The following is a 15,919-nucleotide window of genomic DNA, read 5'->3' on the forward strand; positions in this document are numbered from 1 at the left end:
GGTGTTGTGACCTTCGACAAGCCACAGCCCACTCGGGGGTTCTCGTTACGTCAACGCTTTGAGCCTGGAACCAACGTCATGGCCGGGTACAGCTAGAGCGGTACGCCGATCGCCCGGTCGACGGCGTCGTCCAGCAGCATCCGCCAGGTGCGCACCCGGTCGACGTCGACGTGGCCGCGCAGCCACGACGCCCCGGCGCGGGCCGCGGAGCCGATCGCGTAGCGCCGGCAGCCGGCACGGGCCAGCCACGGCACCACCTCGGGGGTGAGGCCCCCGAAGGCGACCAGCAGGTCGGAGACGGCGATGTCGGCGTCGAGCCGCGCGAGCACGTCGTCGATGCCGTGCTCGAGGCCGCGCGTCGACCCGGCCGTCGGTACGCCGTCGAGGTGCGGCAGCGAGCGCAGCCGACGCCAGGCGCGGTGCGGCTCCAGCGTCTCGTCGACGCCGCGGAACCACCACGGGACGCCGAGGTCGGCCGCGAGCTCGGCGGTGGACTCGACGTCGACCTCGAGGTCGCGGTCGAGGAAGCCGAGGACGACCCCGCGGGCGCCCAGCTCGAGGTAGGTCTGCCCCAGCAGCGCCAAGCGGTGGAAGGGCAGCTCGTCGCGACGCAGCACCACCCAGACCGGCAGGTCGGTCTCCCGCGTGACGGCGGAGACCAGGGCCGGCTCGGGCGACCAGTGCCCCTCGGTGGGCCGGGCGCTGAGCAGCAGCCGGTCGGCACCGCCGGCCTGCGCGGGAGCGACGTCGCGGGTGCCCGTCACGGCGACGGTGAGCTCGGCTTGCTGAGGGGTCACAATGGTCATCGTGACATCCGATGACCCGGTCTTCGTGGCACGCGCCCTGGTGTTGCACGACCTGGAGTCGACCGGGGTGGCCGACGCCGAGACGGTCTCGGCCCTCGAGGCGGCCGTGGCCGACCGCGGGTGGTGGCTCGAGCAGTGGGCCGAGGGCAAGGACTTCGTGGTCGGGCTCGTCGCGCAGGACGTGCAGGACGCCCTGCTCGACGCCAAGGGGCGCTGGCCGCTGTGCCGCGCCTGCGACCTCACCGACCCCCACTCGCTGCACGTGCACCCCGACCTCGGCGGGCCCGACCCCACCTGGGTCTGCGAGCGCTCGGGCGTCTCGGTCGCCCCCGTCGGCCAGCTGTCGTCCTGAGGGTTCCCAGGTTAACCCGGGAAACTCGCTCTTCACACGCGTTGCAACGTGTGTGGAGAGCAGGATTCCCAGGTGAACCTGGGATTCCGGCGGCAGGTCAGCGCAGGTGCTCGGGGCGCAGCACCGGCACCCACAGGGTGTAGCGGTCGGCGCGGTAGACGCTGCGGGTGACCTCGACGACGTTCTCCCGGCAGAAGGCGCGGCGGGAGATGTGCAGCACCGGGGAGCCGGGCTCGAGGTCGAGGTGCTGGCCCTCGTCGCCGGTGGCGATGCCGGCGTTGACGCTGTCCTCGCCCCAGGTGGGCATCAGGTCGCGCATCGCGAACCACATGTAGAGGCTGCTCGGGAGCGCCTCGTCGAGGAAGCTCGGGAAGAGGTCGAGGGAGAGGTAGACGTGCTGGATCGCCATCGGTACGCCGTCGGCGAGCCGGAGCCGCTGCCAGTGGACGATCGGGGAGCCCTCCTCGATCTCCAGCGCGCGCGCCACCCCGGGACCGGCGCTCTCGCGACGCGCCAGCAGGGTCTTGGACTCCGGGCGCTTGCCGCGGCGCTCCATCTCCTCGGTGTACGCCGAGAGCCGCATCTGCATGTCGATCAGCGGCTTGGTCACGAAGGTGCCGCGACCGGCGATGCGCTCGAGGAGACCCTGGGCGACCAGGGCGTCGATCGCGTGGCGCACCGTCATCCGGGCGACGCCGAACTGCTCGGCCAGGTCGCGCTCGGAGGGGGCCGGCGTACCGGGCTCGGCGTTGACGATGACCGACCGGACGTACTCACGCACCAGCACGTGCTTGCGTCCTCGGCGGCCACCGCCGCGCGACGTCCGCTCGTCAGCCACGGCCGAGACTCCTTCCGGGCCAGGAACTTCCCCACCCATCCGGGCACAACCTATCCATAAAGCCAGGTCCGGGGGCAGAAGACAGCGGAGACGTCAGCGCCGGCGCAGCACCCGGAGGACGACCAGCAGCACCACGAGACCGGCGGCCGCCTGCTTCCAGTAGGCCTTCGCCAGGACGGGCAGCACGGTGGCACCGAGGTCGATCGCGTCGTCGCCCGCCGACTCGCGCGGCGGCGGGTCGGACGGGACGGCGCGCATGTTGCCCATGCGGCTCTCCGAGGCCTCCGGCCCCGCCGGCGCGGACGGCGCCGCCGGGGGCGCCGACTCGCGGCGCATGTTGCCCATCCGCTCGTCAGGCTCCTCGGGCTCCGGCTCGGGCGACGACCCGACCTTGGACTCCAGGCAGGCGGTGAACTGACCCAGCAGCTTGTCGCTGACGTCCTGGATCACGCCGCGCCCGAACTGCGCGGGCTTGCCCGTGATGGCGAGGTCGGTGACCACGGTGACCTTGGTGGAGCCACCCTGGTCGGTCATCGACACCGTCACGTGGGCCCCGGCGGTGCCGTTGCCACGCTTGTCCTTGCCCTTGGCGTCGACCACCATGCGCCCGGCGGCCTGGTCCTTCTCGGTGAAGGTGCCGGTGCCGTTGTAGACGAGCGCGATGGGACCGAGCTTCACCTTCACCGAGCCGGCGAAGGAGTCGTCGTCGGCCGAGGTGACCTGGGCCCCGGGGAAGCACTCGGCCACCCCGGAGATGTCGTTGAGCGCCGCCCAGGTCTCCTCGAGGCCGGCCGGGACCGTGAACTCGTGCGTGAGGTCCATCAGCCCCCCGCCGCCTTCAGTACGGCGCGCTTGGTCAGCACGGTGGCCAGGTGCCGGCGGTAGTCGGCGTCGCCGTTGAGGTCCGACGGCGGGTTGGTGCCGTCCGCGGCCTTGGCGCACGCCTCGGCGACCCCCTCGGCCGTGGCCTGGGCGCCGACGAGCGCGGCCTCGGTGGCCGAGGCGCGCAGTGCCGTGCTGCCCATGTTGACCAGGCCGATGCGGGCCTCGCTGATGGTGCCGCCGTCGACCTTGACCGCCGCGGCGATCGACACGATCGGCCACTGGTGGGCCACCCGCACGAACTTTTCGTAGTGCGAGCCCCAGCCGTCGTGCTTGCGGAAGCGGATCGCCGTGAGCAGCTCGTCGTCGCCCACCGCCGTGGTGAAGAGGTCCTCGAAGAAGTCGGTCGCGGCGACCGTGCGCTCCCCCGACGGTCCCTGGATCACCAGGTCGGCCTCCAGCGCCAGCGTCGGCGCCCCGCAGTCGCCCGCCGGGTCGGCGTGCACGAGCGCGCCGCCCAGGGTGCCGCGGTGGCGGATCTGCGGGTCGGCGACCTCGCTGATGGCCTGGTGCAGCAGCCGCAGGCTGCCCTTGATGCCGGTGTGGTCGAGGATCGACTGGTAGGTCGCCATCGCCCCGATGGTGATGGTGTCGCCCTCGTCGCGGATCTCGCGCAGCGCGTCGATCTTGCCGAGGTCGATCACCACCTCCGGGGCGTTGAGCCGCATCCGCAGCACCGGCAGCAGCGACTGGCCGCCGGCCAGCACCTTGGCGTCGTCACCGTGCTGGGCCAGGGCCGCGAGGGCCTCGTCGACCGAGCCCGGGGCCACGTAGTCGAACTGGGTGGGGATCACTGCCCTGCTCCTTCGGTGCCGTCGGCGATGTTGGACTGGCCCGCGCCGTCGGTGGCGGGGTCGAAGTGCGCGGCCGCCGCCCCGGTCGTCGGGTCCTTGGCCCCGGCCGTGCCGTCCTGGATCGCGCGCCAGACCCGCTCGGGGGTGCACGGCATCGTGATGTCCGTGACGCCGAACTGCCGGATCGCGTCCAGCACGGCGTTGACCACGGCCGGTGTGGAGGCGATGGTGCCGGCCTCGCCGACGCCCTTGGTGCCGAGCGTGTTGGTCAGCGACGGCGTCGAGTTGTGCCCGACGTCGAAGCTGATCAGGTCGGCCGCGGTCGGGACCAGGTAGTCGACGAAGCTCGCGGAGACCAGGGTGCCCGCGTCGTCGTAGACCGCCTCCTCGAAGAGCGCCTGGGCGATCCCCTGCGCCAGGCCGCCGTGCATCTGGCCGGCGACGATCAACGGGTTGATGACGTTGCCGATGTCGTCGACGCAGGTGTACTTGCGCATCTTGACCTGGCCGGTCTCGGTGTCGACCTCCATCGCGCACAGGTGGGTGCCGTGCGGGTAGTTGAAGTTGATGGGGTCGTAGGTCGCGTCGCTGTCGAGGGAGGGCTCCACCCCGTCGGGGAGGTTGTGCGCGGCGAAGGTCGCCAGGGCGACCTCGGCCATCGCGAGCCCCTGGTCGGTGCCCTTGACGCTGAAGCGACCGGCGGAGAACTCGATGTCGGAGACGTCGGCCTCGAGCAGGTGGGCCGCGATCGGCTTGGCCTTCTCGATCACCTTGTCGGTCGCCTTGACCAGCGCCTCACCACCGACGACGAGCGAGCGCGAGCCGTAGGTGTCGAGCCCCTTGGAGGCGATCTGGGTGTCGCCGTGGAGCACCTCGACGTCCTCGAAGGGCACGCCGAGCCGGTCGGCCACGATCTGGCTGAAGGCCGTCTCGTGGCCCTGGCCGTGGGCGCTGGCGCCGGTGACGATCTCGACCTTGCCGGTCGCGAGCATCCGCACGCTCGCGTGCTCCCAGCCGCCCGCACCGTAGTCGAGGGAGCCGAGCACCCGGCTGGGGGCCAGACCGCACATCTCGGTGAAGGTGGAGATGCCGATGCCGAGCTGCACCGGGTCGCCGCTCTCGCGTCGCTGCTGCTGCTCGGCGCGCAGGGCGTCGTAGCCGAAGCTCTCCTTGGCCTTGCGGGTCGCCTCCTCGTAGTTGCCGGAGTCGTACTCCAGGCCCGCGACCGTGGTGAAGGGGAACTCGTCGTGGCGGATCCAGTTCTGCTCGCGCAGCTCCAGCGGCTCCCGCCCGAGCTCGAGGGCGAGCTCGTCCATGATCCGCTCGATGGCGAAGGTGGCCTCGGGCCGGCCGGCGCCGCGGTAGGCGTCGGTCCAGGCCTTGTTGGTGAGGACCGTCTGGCAGGCGAAGTGGTAGGCCGGGAACTTGTAGATCGAGTTGAACATGAAGGCGCCCAGCACCGGGACGCCGCCGCCGACGATGGCGACGTGCGAGCCCAGGTCGGCCAGCAGCTCGACCTTGAGGCCGGTCACCGTGCCGTCCTTCTCGGCGGCCAGGGTGATCTTCTGCCACTGGTCACGGCCGTGGTGGGCCGCCATCAGCGACTCCGAGCGAGTCTCGGTGTACTTCACCGGCTTCATCAGCTGGCGTGCGACCCACCAGGCCATCCACTCCTCGGGCGTCACCTGGAGCTTGCCGCCGAAGCCGCCGCCCACGTCGGGCGCGATGACGCGGATCTTCGACTCCGGCACGCCGGTCGTGGCTGCCAGTGCGAAGCGCACGATGTGCGGGATCTGGGTGGCCGACCACATCGTCATCTGCTCGCCGGTCGGGTCGACGACCACCGAGCGCGGCTCCATGAAGGCCGGGATCAAGCGCTGCTGGCGGAACTCGCGCTCCACCACCACGCCGCTCTCGCGGGCCTTGGCGATCGCCTCCTCGACGTCGCCGCCGGTGCCGGCCTCCTGGGAGTCGAAGACCCACAGCGCGCTCTTGTTGGTGCCGAGGTCGGGGTGGGCCAGCACCGTGTCGGCCGCGGCCTCCTTGAGGTCGAGCGCCGCGGGCAGCTCCTCGTAGTCGACGTCGACCAGCTCGGCCGCGTCGCGGGCCTCGGCCGCGGAGCGCGCGACCACCACGGCCACGACCTCGCCGGCGAAGCTGACCCGGTCGGTGGGCAGCGGCGGGTGGGCGGGGGTGACCTGGTCGGGGGTGATCGGCCAGGCGTTGATCAGGACGCCGGCGGACTCGTCGAGGTCCTTGCCCGTGTAGACCGCCACGACGTTGGGGGCGGCGGCCGCCTCCGTGGTGTCGATGGCGGTGATGGTGGCGTGGGCGAAGGGGCTGCGCACCATCGCCATGTGCAGCATCCCGGGCAGCGTGATGTTGTCGGTCCAGCGGGTGCGACCGGTGATCAGCCGCTGGTCCTCCTTGCGACGACGGTCGCGGCCGATCTCGCGGGCCGGCTCGGTCGAGGTCTCCTGGGTGGCAGTCATGGCTCAGACCTCGACCTTCTCGGTCTCGGCGGTCGCGGCGGGCGACCCGGCCTCGGCGTCTCCCGAGACCTTGCCGGCGGCCGCGGTCTGCACGGCCCGCACGATGTTGTGGTAGCCGGTGCAGCGGCAGAGGTTGCCCTCGATGCCGACGCGGATCTCCTCCTCGGAGGGGTCCGGGTTGTCCTTGAGCAGGTCGACGGACTGCATGATCATGCCCGGGGTGCAGAAGCCGCACTGGAGCGCGTGACACTCGCGGAAGGCCTCCTGGACCGGGTGCAGCACGCTGCCCTCGGCCAGGCCCTCGATCGTGGTCACCTCGCTGCCGTCGGCCTGCACTGCCAGGACGTTGCACGACTTCACGCTGCGCCCGTCGAGGTGCACGGTGCAGGCGCCGCAGTTGCTGGTGTCGCACCCGATCACGGTGCCGGTCTTGCCGAGCTTCTCGCGCAGGTACTGCACCAGGAGCATGCGCGGTTCGACGTCGTCGGAGACCTTCGCCCCGTCGACCGTCAGCTGGATCTTGGTCATGTCGGCAACCACTCCTCGTCGAGTTGTGAGCAGGCGTCAGGGCTGTGACAGTGCTCACGCTAGGGGGGACTCGGTTGGCGGAAGGTTGGCGTCGCAGCCGGTCGCGCGTGCCTCGGCCGCAGGCCGCGCTCCGTCGCCCCGATAGCCTGTGGCGCATGTCCGCCGACGCCCTCACCGACCTGTCCGCGCCGTCCACCGCCTGGGGCCACGGGCTGGCCACGGTGGTCTCCGGCGGGACCGCCGACGGCACCGTGCTCGACACCTGGTTCCCCTCCCCGCAGCTGGGCGAGCCGGACGGGTCGACGCCTCCGGAGTCCCTGTCGGCGCTGGCCGGCGACGACGCCGTACGCCGCGTGCGCACCGAGGTCGTCACCGTCACCATCGACCTCACCACCCCTCCCGCCGACGCCTCCGACGCCTACCTGCGGCTGCACCTGCTCTCGCACCGCCTGGTGCGCCCGCACGGCCTCGACACGAGCGGGATCTTCGGCGTGCTCAGCAACGTCGTGTGGACCAGCGCCGGTCCCTGTGCGGTCACCGACTTCGAGGAGGTGCGCGCAGCGCTGCGCGCCCGGGGTCCGCACGGTGGCCCGGTGCAGGTCTTCGGGGTCGACAAGTTCCCGCGGATGACCGACTACGTCGTGCCCAGCGGCGTCCGGATCGCCGACGCCGACCGCGTGCGCCTCGGGGCCCACCTCGCGTCCGGCACCACCGTGATGCACGAGGGCTTCGTCAACTACAACGCCGGCACCCTCGGCGCCTCGATGGTCGAGGGCCGCATCAGCGCCGGGGTCGTGGTCGGCGACGGCACCGACGTCGGCGGTGGCGCCTCGATCATGGGGACACTGTCGGGTGGCGGCACCGAGGTCATCTCCCTCGGCGAGCGCTGCCTGCTCGGCGCCAACTCCGGCATCGGCATTTCGCTCGGCGACGACTGCGTCGTGGAGGCCGGCTGCTACGTCACCGCCGGCACCAAGCTCGCCGTGCACGAGCCGGGCGCCGACCCCGTCACGGTCAAGGCCCGCGAGCTCTCCGGCACCTCGGGCGTACTCTTCCGCCGCAACTCCGTGACCGGCGCCGTCGAGGCCGTGCCGCGCACCGGCGAGGGCATCGCGCTCAACGCCGTGCTGCACGCCAACTAGGCGCGGTCGGTGGGGGGTCGCTTCCTCGGCGTCCTGCTCGTCGTCGCGCTGGCGGTCGTGGCGGGCGTGGGGGTCGCCGTGTGGCGTGGGCACGTCGACGTGCCGCTGCTCAGCGGCTGCACCACCGAGCTCGACGGCCTGACCGTCGACCTCTCGGTGGAGCAGGCCGAGAACGCCGCGCTCATCGCCGCCGTCGGCGTGCAGCGGGGGCTGCCCGCCCGCGCGGTCTCGATCGCCCTGGCCACGGCCTACCAGGAGAGCAAGATCCGCAACATCGACTACGGCGACCGCGACTCTCTCGGGCTCTTCCAGCAGCGGCCCTCGCAGGGCTGGGGCACCGAGGCGCAGATCATGGACGCGCGCTACGCGATCGACGCCTTCTACGACGCCCTCGAGCAGGTCGACGGCTACGAGGAGATGCGGATCACCGAGGCCGCCCAGCGGGTGCAGCGCTCCGGCTTCCCCGAGGCCTACGAGGACCACGCGGAGGACGCCCGCGCGCTGGCCTCCGTGCTCACCGGCTACTCCCCCGGCGGCCGATTCAGCTGCAGCGTCGGCTCGCCCGACACCTCGCAGCCGGCCGGCCTGACCACCCTGCTGCGCGACGCCTACGGCGGGCTCGAGGTCACCGCCGACGGCACCGGCCTGCGCGTCGCGGTGCCCGAGGGCGAGGCCGGGCAGCGGCTCGGGTGGTCGGTCGCGCAGTTCGCCGTCGCCCACAGCGCGGCGTACGGCGTGGCCGGCGTCGACCACGCCGGGCGCCAGTGGCGCGCCGGTGCCGACTCCCGCGACGGCTGGACCGACGCCACCGGCGCCGACCGCGTCGGTGCCGCCGCGGTCGTCATCCGGATGGACTGACCTGCTCGGTCAGGCGGTGAGGCGGGTGACGGCGGCGTCGACGCGCTCGTCGGTGGCGGTGAGGGCGACACGGACGTGCTGGGCCCCGGCGGCGCCGTAGAAGGAGCCCGGCGCGACCAGGATGCCGAGCTCGGCGAGGGCGGCGACGGTCTGCCAGCAGTCCTCGCCGCGGGTGCTCCAGAGGTAGAGCGACGCCTCGGAGTGGTCGACGCGGAAGCCGGCCGCCTCCAGCGCGCGACGCAGCGCCGTACGCCGGGCGGCGTAGCGGGCGTGCTGCTCGTCGGCGTGCGCGTCGTCGTCGAGGGCGGCGACCATCGCGTGCTGCTGCGGCAGCGGCACCATCAGCCCGAGGTTCTTGCGCACGGCGAGCAGCTCGCCGACGACCGCCGGGTCACCGGCGACGAAGGCGCAGCGGTAGCCGGCGAGGTTGGAGCGCTTGGAGAGGGAGTGGATCGCCAGCAGACCCTCGTGCGAGCCGCCGCAGAGGTCGGGGTGCAGCACCGAGACCGGCTCGGCCTCCCACGCGCACTCGACGTAGCACTCGTCGCTGACCAGGAGCACGCCACGCTCACGGCACCAGTCGACGACCTTGCGCAGGTGGTCGGGCGGCAGCACCCGGCCGGTCGGGTTGGAGGGTGAGTTGAGGTAGAGCAGGGCCGGCGTGCGCGGGCCGAGCGCCGTCAGCGAGTCGGTCGCCAGCGTCTCGGCGCCGGCGAGCCGGGCCCCCACCTCGTAGGTCGGGTAGGCCGCCTCGGGGTGCACCACCAGGTCGCCCGGCCCCAGGCCGAGGAAGGTGGGCAGCCCGGCGATCAGCTCCTTGGAGCCGATGACGGGCAGCACCCCCCGCTCGACGTCGAGGCCGGTGACGCCGTGACGACGCGACAGCCAGTCGACCGCGGCCTGCCGCGTCTCGGCCAGCCCGAGCGTCGTCGGGTAGCCGGGCGCGTCGGCCGCGTCGCGCAGCGCCTGCTGCACGACCTCGGGCGTCGGGTCGACCGGGGTGCCGATCGAGAGGTCGACGATGCCGTCGGCGTGACCCTCGGCCTGCTCCCGGAAGGGCACCAGCCGGTCCCACGGGAAGTCGGGCAGCCGGGAGCTGACGGGCCCGAAGGCCTCGACAGGCGCGACCACCAGGGACCTACTCCTGGTTCTGCGGCGGGAGCGCGGCGACCAGCGGGTGGTCGTGGTCGATCTCGCCCATCTTGGCAGCGCCACCCGGGGAGCCCAGGTCGTCGAAGAAGTGGACGTTGGCGTCGTAGTAGTCCTTCCACTCCTCGGGCGTGTCGTCCTCGTAGTAGATGGCCTCCACCGGGCACACGGGCTCGCAGGCACCGCAGTCGACGCACTCGTCGGGCTGGATGTAGAGCATCCGCTTGCCCTCGTAGATGCAGTCGACGGGACACTCGTCGACACAGGCGCGGTCCTTGAGGTCGACGCAGGGCTGGGCGATGACGTAGGTCACCTGGTCCTCCTTCGAGGGGGCGGTGCAGTGATCGGGGTCCGGTCGCGGATGTGACCCAGCCTAATATCCCCGTGTGACCGAGCCCGACCGGCCCGCGCTGGGTGGACACGTCGTCGGCCAGCGGGTCGTCGTGCGCCGCCTCCTGCGCGGCGAGACCGGACCCTCCGGGGGGCCGGCGATGACCGACGTGCTGGGCGTCTGCGAGGCGTGGCCCGACGACGGCGAGGGCGACGTCGTGGTGCGCCGCGAGCGCGGCGACCGGGTCCGGATCCCGGTGCGCGACGTGGTCGCCGGCAAGCCCGTGCCGCCCCGGCCCTCGCGCCACGACCGCCTCGGGGCCGAGGAGGCCGACCGGCGTGCCCAGCCCGGCTGGCCGGCACTCGAGGTCGAGCCGCTGGGCGACTGGCTGCTGCGCGCCTCGGCGGGCTACACCAACCGCGGCAGCTCCGCGCTCGCCCTCGGCACCCCGCCCGACGACGCCGCCCGCCGCGTCGAGGAGTGGTACGCCGCCCGCTCGCTGCCGGCGCAGGCCCACGTGCTGCCCGGCTCCGAGGCCGACGGCGTGCTGCGCGAGGCCGGGTGGACGGCGTACGAGCACACCCTGCTGATGCTCGCCTCGCCGTCACGCGTGCGGCGGCGGCTCCGGGGGCTCGGCGTGCCGGCGGTGCCGGTGCGGCTCGACGACCGGCTCGAGGACGGCTGGCTGGCCACCGACGACCGCACCGCGCGCCAGGAGGACGTCGCTCGGCGGGTGCTGGAGCGGCGCGACGGCCAGGACGGCGTCTGGTTCGCCACCGTGCGCGACGGCGACGCCGTCGTGGCCCGCGGCCGTGGCGTCGTGCACGGCGACTGGCTCGGGCTGGCGTCGCTGTGGACCCGCGAGGACCGTCGTGGCGAGGGGCTCGGGCGCGCGGTCGTCGCCGAGCTGCTGGAGGCCGGCGGCGAGCTCGGGGCCACCACGGCCTACCTGCAGGTGGTGACGCGCAACGACGGCGCCCGCCGGCTCTACCGCGAGCTGGGCTTCGAGGAGCACCACACCTACGACTACCTGCGCGCGCCCTGACGCCGTCCGGCGGCGAGCAGCACCGCTCCGACGCCGAGCAGCACGCCGCCGAGGGGCAGCAGGCCGCCCGAGGGGCCGCCCGTGGCCGGCAGCACCCCGGACCCGGACGAGGGGCCGCCGGCAGGCGGGGGCACGGGGGTACAGGGGACCGCGCTGGGTGAGGCACTGGGAGTCGGACTGGGCGTGGGGCTGGGCGTGGGGCTGGGCGTGGGGCTGGGCGTGGGGCTGGGCGTCGGGCTGGGCGACGGGCTGGCGGCCACCCGCTCCAGCACGAAGCCGAGGTCGACGTCGCCGCCGGAGGGAGGCACCAACACCGTGGTCGTCGCCGGTGACACGGTGAAGCCGTCCGGCGGGGTCAGGGTGGCCTGGTAGGTGCCGGGCACCACGGCGGGGAGCGTCACCCGGCCGTCGAGGTCGGAGACCGCCGGAGGCAGCGGCGCCGGCTCGATCTCGCCCTCAGGCCCGACCAGCGCGAGCTCGGCGCCCGGGACGGGACGGCCGTCACCGTCCTCGAGCACGGCGCTCACCTCGACGGCCGGCAGCGGCACCGGCTCGACCGCGACGTCGAGGTCGCCGTCGTCCTCCGCCTCGGCGGCCACGGGGAGCAACGCCTCCTGACCCGCGACGAGCCGGCACCCGTCGGGCACCGCGTCGAGCCTGACCGAGAGCCCGTCGCGAGCCGCGACGCCGGCGACCGACCAGCCGCCGTCGGCGTCGGTCAGGACCTGTGCGAGCACGGTGTCACCGTCGAGCAGGCTGACCGGGGGCCCCCTCCAGGTCGCAGCCCCCGCCCGTGAGCGCCCCGGAGACCGTGCGGGTCTGCCCGGCGAGCTAGGTCTGGTAGATCCGGAAGCCCGCCCGCCAGCGGAAGGCCACGGTGAGGCTCCGGACCGGCACGGTGGGGCGGAACCAGCCACTGGCACCCGAGGTGTTGGCGGCCGCGTCGTTGCCACGCAGGGTGGCGGCGCCGGGCAGCCACGTGGGGAGGTCGGTCGGGTTGGAGCTGCAGAGCCCGCTCGGGCGGGGCGTGGTCGTGCAGAGGTTGAAGACGCCCTGGAAGCCGAGCTGGGCCACGTCGTGGGGCTCGCCGTCGAGGCCGACCGCGCTCACCGTGGCCTCGTCGGCGTCGATGTCGCCGAGCGTGAAGCCCCACCCGACCGCCGGGGTCGGCGAAGGTGTAGGTCGTCACGGCCGGCGCGTCGGCTGCGTTGCCCCGCGGCGACTGGTTGAGGTAGGCGCGGTCGCGGCTGGAGCCGAAGGCGCCACCGGGCGGCGACGAGGGACCGAGCCAGGTGCTGGCACCCGACACCACCGTCGCCGTGGAGGCGGTCGAGGTGACCTCGGCGAGGGGACCGCCCAGCCCCGGCAGCGAGACCGAGCTGGTCAAGGCGTTGGCCGCACCACCGACCGCCGACCACTCGCCCCAGTCACCCTCGACGGCGGCCGAGGCGGGGGCGGTGGGCACGAGCGTCAGCCCGGACACCAGCAGCGCGACCGCGGCGGCGCGCAGCGAGCATGGGCGCATCGGTGCTGCTCCGTCCGCCGAGTCGTCGGAGCACCCAGGCTAGACCCGGACCGGCCCCCGGCGACAGGCCTCAGTCGTCGTCCCCGCCGCGGTTGCCGCCGCCATCGTTGCCGCCACCGCCGTTGCCACCTCCGTTGCCGCCACCGTCGTTGTCGCCGCCGCCACCACCGGTCGTGCCGCCGCCGCGCGGGCGCTCGGGCGGGGGCTCGGAGCCGGGCGGGGGTCCGCACACGACGGTGTCGCCGGGGATGTAGACGGTGTTGAACTTCTCGGTCCTGACGACCTCGGACTCGCCGGGGCGCCGGAAGTCGCGCCACACGTCGACGGTGAAGCCGGACGTGCCGGTGGCCGGCTCGCAGTCGGCCTCGGTGAGGTAGCGGGTGGAGGGCGAGGTGTAGTTGTAGCGCTCGCTCTTGCGCGCGGTGACGTCCCAGGTCTTCGTCGAGTACATCGAGACGGTCACCTCGCCCTGCGCGGCGTACGACGCCGGCTTGACCGCCGCCTTGACGAGCACCCCGTGCTCGGTGTCGTTCTTGAACTTCAGGTCGAGGGTCGGCCACGCCACGGTGGCCTCGCGGCCCTCCGGGTAGCGGTCGATGTAGACGGAGTGGGGCTTGTGCTCGACGTCCTCGAGCCCGGCGAAGAACATCGCGTTGAAGGTCGTGGTCGCCATCTGGGAGACGCCGCCGCCGAGCTCGGTGCGGAAGATGCCGTCGGAGATGATGTAGCCCTCGGTGAAGCCGTTCTCCGCGGTGCGCTCCCCCACGATGCCGTTGAGGCTGAAGGTCTCCCCCGGCATCAGCAGGGTGCCGTCGACCAGCTCCGCGGCGCGGCCGATGTTGACGTTGCGGTACTCCGCGTAGGGGTAGTACGTCGTCTCGTTGCTCACGCGGCGGCGTACGCCGAGCGCCTCGGCCTCCTCCGTGGTGAGGTCGGCCTCGGCCTCGACGCCCTGCACCTCCATGCGGCGCTGCCCCGGCGCGGCCAGCGCCGCCTCCACCAGGGGCTCCTCGACCTCGTCCGGGTCGAGGGTGCGCCCGGGCTCGGAGGGCACCACGCGGACCCGGGTGCCGTCGACCTCGAAGCGGGCGTCGACCGGGGCGCTGCCGATGCGCTCCAGCCGCGGCTCGAGCGCCTCGACGAGGGCGTCGCCGTCGGCGCGCAGCTCCAGGGCACCGTCGACGGGCTCGGTGACGAGCGCGCGGCCGAAGACCTCCGGCTCGACGAGGATCCGCTTGCCGCCCATGACCAGTCGCACCGGTCGCGACATCGCCGGCTGGCCGATCTCGGTGAGCGCGGCGCGCACGGCGTCGTCGGTCACCGAGGGGTTCTTGGTGACGACCGGGAGCTCACGGTCGCCGTCGGCGACCAGCAGGCGGGTGAGCAGCGACCGGGTCTCGGCGCGCTCCAGACCGCGTCCGGGCTTGCCGTAGACGGGCACGGCCTCGCCGTCGCGGAACTCCAGCGAGCCCTCCTCGACCGGCTCGCCGAGGTCCTCCTCGAGCTCGTCGAGGGTGAGGTCGAGGTCGTCGGCGTCGACCGCCACAGCGGCGTCGACGTCGCCGCCTCCGGTCAGCGTCGCCCACACGCGCGACGGCGACCAGCGGGAGCCGTGGGCGGCGTCTGCGAGCGTCTCGTCGACGTCGAGGCGCAGCCCGGCGTCGGCGGGGTCGACCTCCACGTCGCGGCCGTCGGGGTAGGTGACCAGCACCCCGCCCTCCGGTCCGCGAGCCTGCTGCGCCGCCTCCTCCAGGGCCGTGGCCGCCTCGGCGGCGCTCATGCCACCGATGTCGACCCCCTCGACGGAGGCGTTGCGCGGCATCGAGTCTCCCGCGACCAGCGCGGTGGCCGCGTAGGCGCCACCCAGGAGCAGCAGCACGCCCAGCACCGTCAGCGCGGCGACCCGGCCACCGCTGTCACGCCAGATCCCCACGGGTCAGGCCACCTCGCCGGTGCCCGCGTCGGGGCCCAGCCCGGCGAAGAGGTCGTCCTCGAGCCCGTCGTCGCCCACCGGGCCGGGGCGGCCCTTGGCGATCCGGAAGAACTCGGTCCCCCAGATCTCGTTGCCCTGGTTGTTGGAGAGCGCGAAGAAGGGGCCGTCGACGGCGATCTGGGTGCGGTGGGCCTTGAGCGCCTCGGTCTTGGCGGCGGCGTACTGCTCGGCGTGGATGGCCGCGGTCAGGGCCTCGTCGGGCACGAACATGCGCGGCAGGTCACCGTCGGGCTCCATGCCCTCGAAGGTCGTGGTGTCGCCGGCCGCGCGCAGCGCCCGCAGCCCGGCGCGCACGCGGGTCTCCGACATGGCGCTCCAGTAGATCTTGGCCACGTCGTGGGCCGGGCCGAGGTCGAGCCGGTAGGACGGCACGGCGGCCAGCGCGGCGGCGTACGTCGCGACGCGGTGGGCCTGCACGTGGTCGGGGTGGCCGTAGCCGCCGAACTCGTCGTAGGTCACCAGCACCTGCGGGCGGACCTCGCGGATCACCGCGACCAGGTGGTCGGCGGCCTCGGTCAGGTCGGCGTTGGCGAAGGCCCGGTCGTCGGTCTCGTCGGCGGCGACGGCGTGGCCGTCGGGGTGCCACTTCATCCCGGAGTCGCGGTAGGCGCCGAAGCCGCCCAGGTAGCGGTGGTCGGTGACGCCCAGCGCCTTCATCGCGTTGGCGAGCTCGCCACGACGGTGCTCTCCCAGGCCGTCCTCGCGGTCGGCCGCGAGGTGCTCGAGCTCGGGCACCAGGATCTCGCCCATCTCGCCGCCGGTGCAGGTGACGAGGGTGACCCCGACCCCCTCGGCGACGTAGCGGGCCATCGTGGCGCCCTGCCCGATCGACTCGTCGTCGGGGTGGGCGTGCACGAGCAGCAGGCGGCGTTCCATGCTCGGAATCCTAGAGAGCGTCGCCACCGGGCCGGTGGGCGCGTCTCGGCGCGCGGGGCAGGTCGAGCCGCACCGAGGGGGTCGGGGGCGCCTCGTGCTCGACCCAGCCGTCGTGCTGCTCGGCGAGCAGCTCGAGGATCCCGGCCGGGGCGTCGGTCACCAGCGCCCACGGCTGGTCCTCGTCGTCGTCCTCGCCGGCGAAGCGGTCGCGGCGCACCTGCGCGGCGAAGCCGTCGGCCCGCAGCCGTGCCGCGACGGCCTCGGCGTCGTCGTCGGAGAAGAACACCGCGCGGAAGCCGACCTCCATG

17 protein-coding genes are annotated in these 15,919 nt (G+C 73.4%); 4 read left to right on the forward strand and 13 right to left on the reverse strand.

Translation table 11 applies throughout. The annotated features are described in order from the left end of the window. Positions 1 to 92: 92 nt before the first annotated feature. Complete coding sequence (locus IG63_RS0102510) at positions 93 to 797, reverse strand: copper homeostasis protein CutC (RefSeq protein WP_051706081.1); 705 nt, start codon at positions 795 to 797, stop codon at positions 93 to 95. A 10-nt stretch (positions 798 to 807) separates the two neighbouring features. Between IG63_RS0102510 and IG63_RS0102515 the strand changes: the two genes are divergently transcribed. After that, complete coding sequence (locus IG63_RS0102515; RefSeq protein WP_030482806.1) at positions 808 to 1,158, forward strand: hypothetical protein; 351 nt, start codon at positions 808 to 810, stop codon at positions 1,156 to 1,158. Positions 1,159 to 1,255: 97 nt separating this feature from the next. Here the strand turns inward: IG63_RS0102515 and IG63_RS0102520 are convergent, their stop codons facing one another. From IG63_RS0102520 to IG63_RS0102540, 5 genes are all read right to left on the reverse strand, one after another. Then, entirely contained in the window at positions 1,256 to 1,996 is a 741-nt protein-coding gene (locus IG63_RS0102520) for a GntR family transcriptional regulator (RefSeq protein ID WP_245604279.1), read from the reverse strand. Positions 1,997 to 2,089: 93 nt separating this feature from the next. Continuing rightward, positions 2,090 to 2,818, reverse strand: coding sequence for an SRPBCC family protein (locus IG63_RS0102525; protein ID WP_030482808.1), 729 nt, complete (start codon positions 2,816 to 2,818; stop codon positions 2,090 to 2,092). Then, positions 2,818 to 3,672, reverse strand: a complete 855-nt coding sequence (locus IG63_RS0102530; protein ID WP_030482809.1) for an FAD binding domain-containing protein — start codon at positions 3,670 to 3,672, stop codon at positions 2,818 to 2,820. The genes IG63_RS0102525 and IG63_RS0102530 overlap by 1 nt, the downstream gene beginning before the upstream one ends. Further along, entirely contained in the window at positions 3,669 to 6,164 is a 2,496-nt protein-coding gene (locus IG63_RS0102535) for a xanthine dehydrogenase family protein molybdopterin-binding subunit (protein WP_030482810.1), read from the reverse strand. The genes IG63_RS0102530 and IG63_RS0102535 overlap by 4 nt, the downstream gene beginning before the upstream one ends. Positions 6,165 to 6,167: 3 nt before the next feature. Next, positions 6,168 to 6,692 (reverse strand): (2Fe-2S)-binding protein, encoded by a 525-nt coding sequence (locus IG63_RS0102540; protein ID WP_030482811.1) that lies wholly within the window; start codon positions 6,690 to 6,692, stop codon positions 6,168 to 6,170. A 155-nt stretch (positions 6,693 to 6,847) separates the two neighbouring features. On the opposite strand from IG63_RS0102540, the gene dapD reads away from it, so the two are divergent. Then, positions 6,848 to 7,834: a 2,3,4,5-tetrahydropyridine-2,6-dicarboxylate N-succinyltransferase gene (gene dapD / locus IG63_RS0102545; RefSeq protein ID WP_051706083.1), complete on the forward strand. Its 987-nt coding sequence runs from the start codon at positions 6,848 to 6,850 to the stop codon at positions 7,832 to 7,834. A 9-nt stretch (positions 7,835 to 7,843) separates the two neighbouring features. Continuing rightward, entirely contained in the window at positions 7,844 to 8,692 is an 849-nt protein-coding gene (locus IG63_RS0102550; RefSeq protein WP_051706084.1) for a hypothetical protein, read from the forward strand. 9 nt (positions 8,693 to 8,701) lie between these two features. Here the strand turns inward: IG63_RS0102550 and dapC are convergent, their stop codons facing one another. Next, the gene (gene dapC / locus IG63_RS0102555) at positions 8,702 to 9,823 is read right to left on the reverse strand and encodes a succinyldiaminopimelate transaminase (RefSeq protein WP_036194344.1); all 1,122 of its coding nucleotides are present in this window, start codon (positions 9,821 to 9,823) and stop codon (positions 8,702 to 8,704) included. Positions 9,824 to 9,830: 7 nt separating this feature from the next. Beyond that, entirely contained in the window at positions 9,831 to 10,154 is a 324-nt protein-coding gene (gene fdxA, locus IG63_RS0102560) for a ferredoxin (RefSeq protein ID WP_030482815.1), read from the reverse strand. Positions 10,155 to 10,227: 73 nt separating this feature from the next. On the opposite strand from fdxA, the gene IG63_RS0102565 reads away from it, so the two are divergent. Then, positions 10,228 to 11,217, forward strand: a complete 990-nt coding sequence (locus IG63_RS0102565; protein WP_051706085.1) for a GNAT family N-acetyltransferase — start codon at positions 10,228 to 10,230, stop codon at positions 11,215 to 11,217. On the opposite strand, the gene IG63_RS23175 is transcribed toward IG63_RS0102565, so the two are convergent. From IG63_RS23175 to IG63_RS0102595, 5 genes are all read right to left on the reverse strand, one after another. Next, positions 11,199 to 11,954, reverse strand: coding sequence for a prealbumin-like fold domain-containing protein (locus IG63_RS23175; RefSeq protein ID WP_030482817.1), 756 nt, complete (start codon positions 11,952 to 11,954; stop codon positions 11,199 to 11,201). The genes IG63_RS0102565 and IG63_RS23175 overlap by 19 nt on opposite strands. A gap of 94 nt (positions 11,955 to 12,048) precedes the next feature. Beyond that, positions 12,049 to 12,327, reverse strand: coding sequence for a hypothetical protein (locus tag IG63_RS0102575; protein WP_030482818.1), 279 nt, complete (start codon positions 12,325 to 12,327; stop codon positions 12,049 to 12,051). 485 nt (positions 12,328 to 12,812) lie between these two features. Then, positions 12,813 to 14,675, reverse strand: a complete 1,863-nt coding sequence (locus tag IG63_RS0102585) for a VanW family protein (RefSeq protein WP_051706086.1) — start codon at positions 14,673 to 14,675, stop codon at positions 12,813 to 12,815. A 3-nt stretch (positions 14,676 to 14,678) separates the two neighbouring features. Then, complete coding sequence (mshB, locus tag IG63_RS0102590) at positions 14,679 to 15,611, reverse strand: N-acetyl-1-D-myo-inositol-2-amino-2-deoxy-alpha-D-glucopyranoside deacetylase (protein ID WP_030482821.1); 933 nt, start codon at positions 15,609 to 15,611, stop codon at positions 14,679 to 14,681. A 10-nt stretch (positions 15,612 to 15,621) separates the two neighbouring features. Further along, positions 15,622 to 15,918, reverse strand: a complete 297-nt coding sequence (locus IG63_RS0102595) for a hypothetical protein (protein ID WP_030482822.1) — start codon at positions 15,916 to 15,918, stop codon at positions 15,622 to 15,624. Position 15,919 lies beyond the last annotated feature (1 nt).

Origin of the sequence: Nocardioides aequoreus, from assembly GCF_000720335.1 — a bacterium.
In the GTDB taxonomy this organism is placed as follows: domain Bacteria; phylum Actinomycetota; class Actinomycetes; order Propionibacteriales; family Nocardioidaceae; genus Marmoricola; species Marmoricola aequoreus.

What these genes read in the sequence shown, in the direction of transcription:
- IG63_RS0102525 (WP_030482808.1), bottom strand. Translation starts at nt 2,818, where the DNA reads ATGGACCTCACGCACGAGTTCACGGTCCCGGCCGGCCTCGAGGAGACC.
- IG63_RS0102535 (WP_030482810.1), bottom strand. Translation starts at nt 6,164, where the DNA reads ATGACTGCCACCCAGGAGACCTCGACCGAGCCGGCCCGCGAGATCGGC.
- IG63_RS0102540 (WP_030482811.1), bottom strand. Translation starts at nt 6,692, where the DNA reads ATGACCAAGATCCAGCTGACGGTCGACGGGGCGAAGGTCTCCGACGAC.
- dapD (WP_051706083.1), top strand. Translation starts at nt 6,848, where the DNA reads ATGTCCGCCGACGCCCTCACCGACCTGTCCGCGCCGTCCACCGCCTGG.
- mshB (WP_030482821.1), bottom strand. Translation starts at nt 15,611, where the DNA reads ATGGAACGCCGCCTGCTGCTCGTGCACGCCCACCCCGACGACGAGTCG.
- IG63_RS0102595 (WP_030482822.1), bottom strand. Translation starts at nt 15,918, where the DNA reads ATGGAGGTCGGCTTCCGCGCGGTGTTCTTCTCCGACGACGACGCCGAG.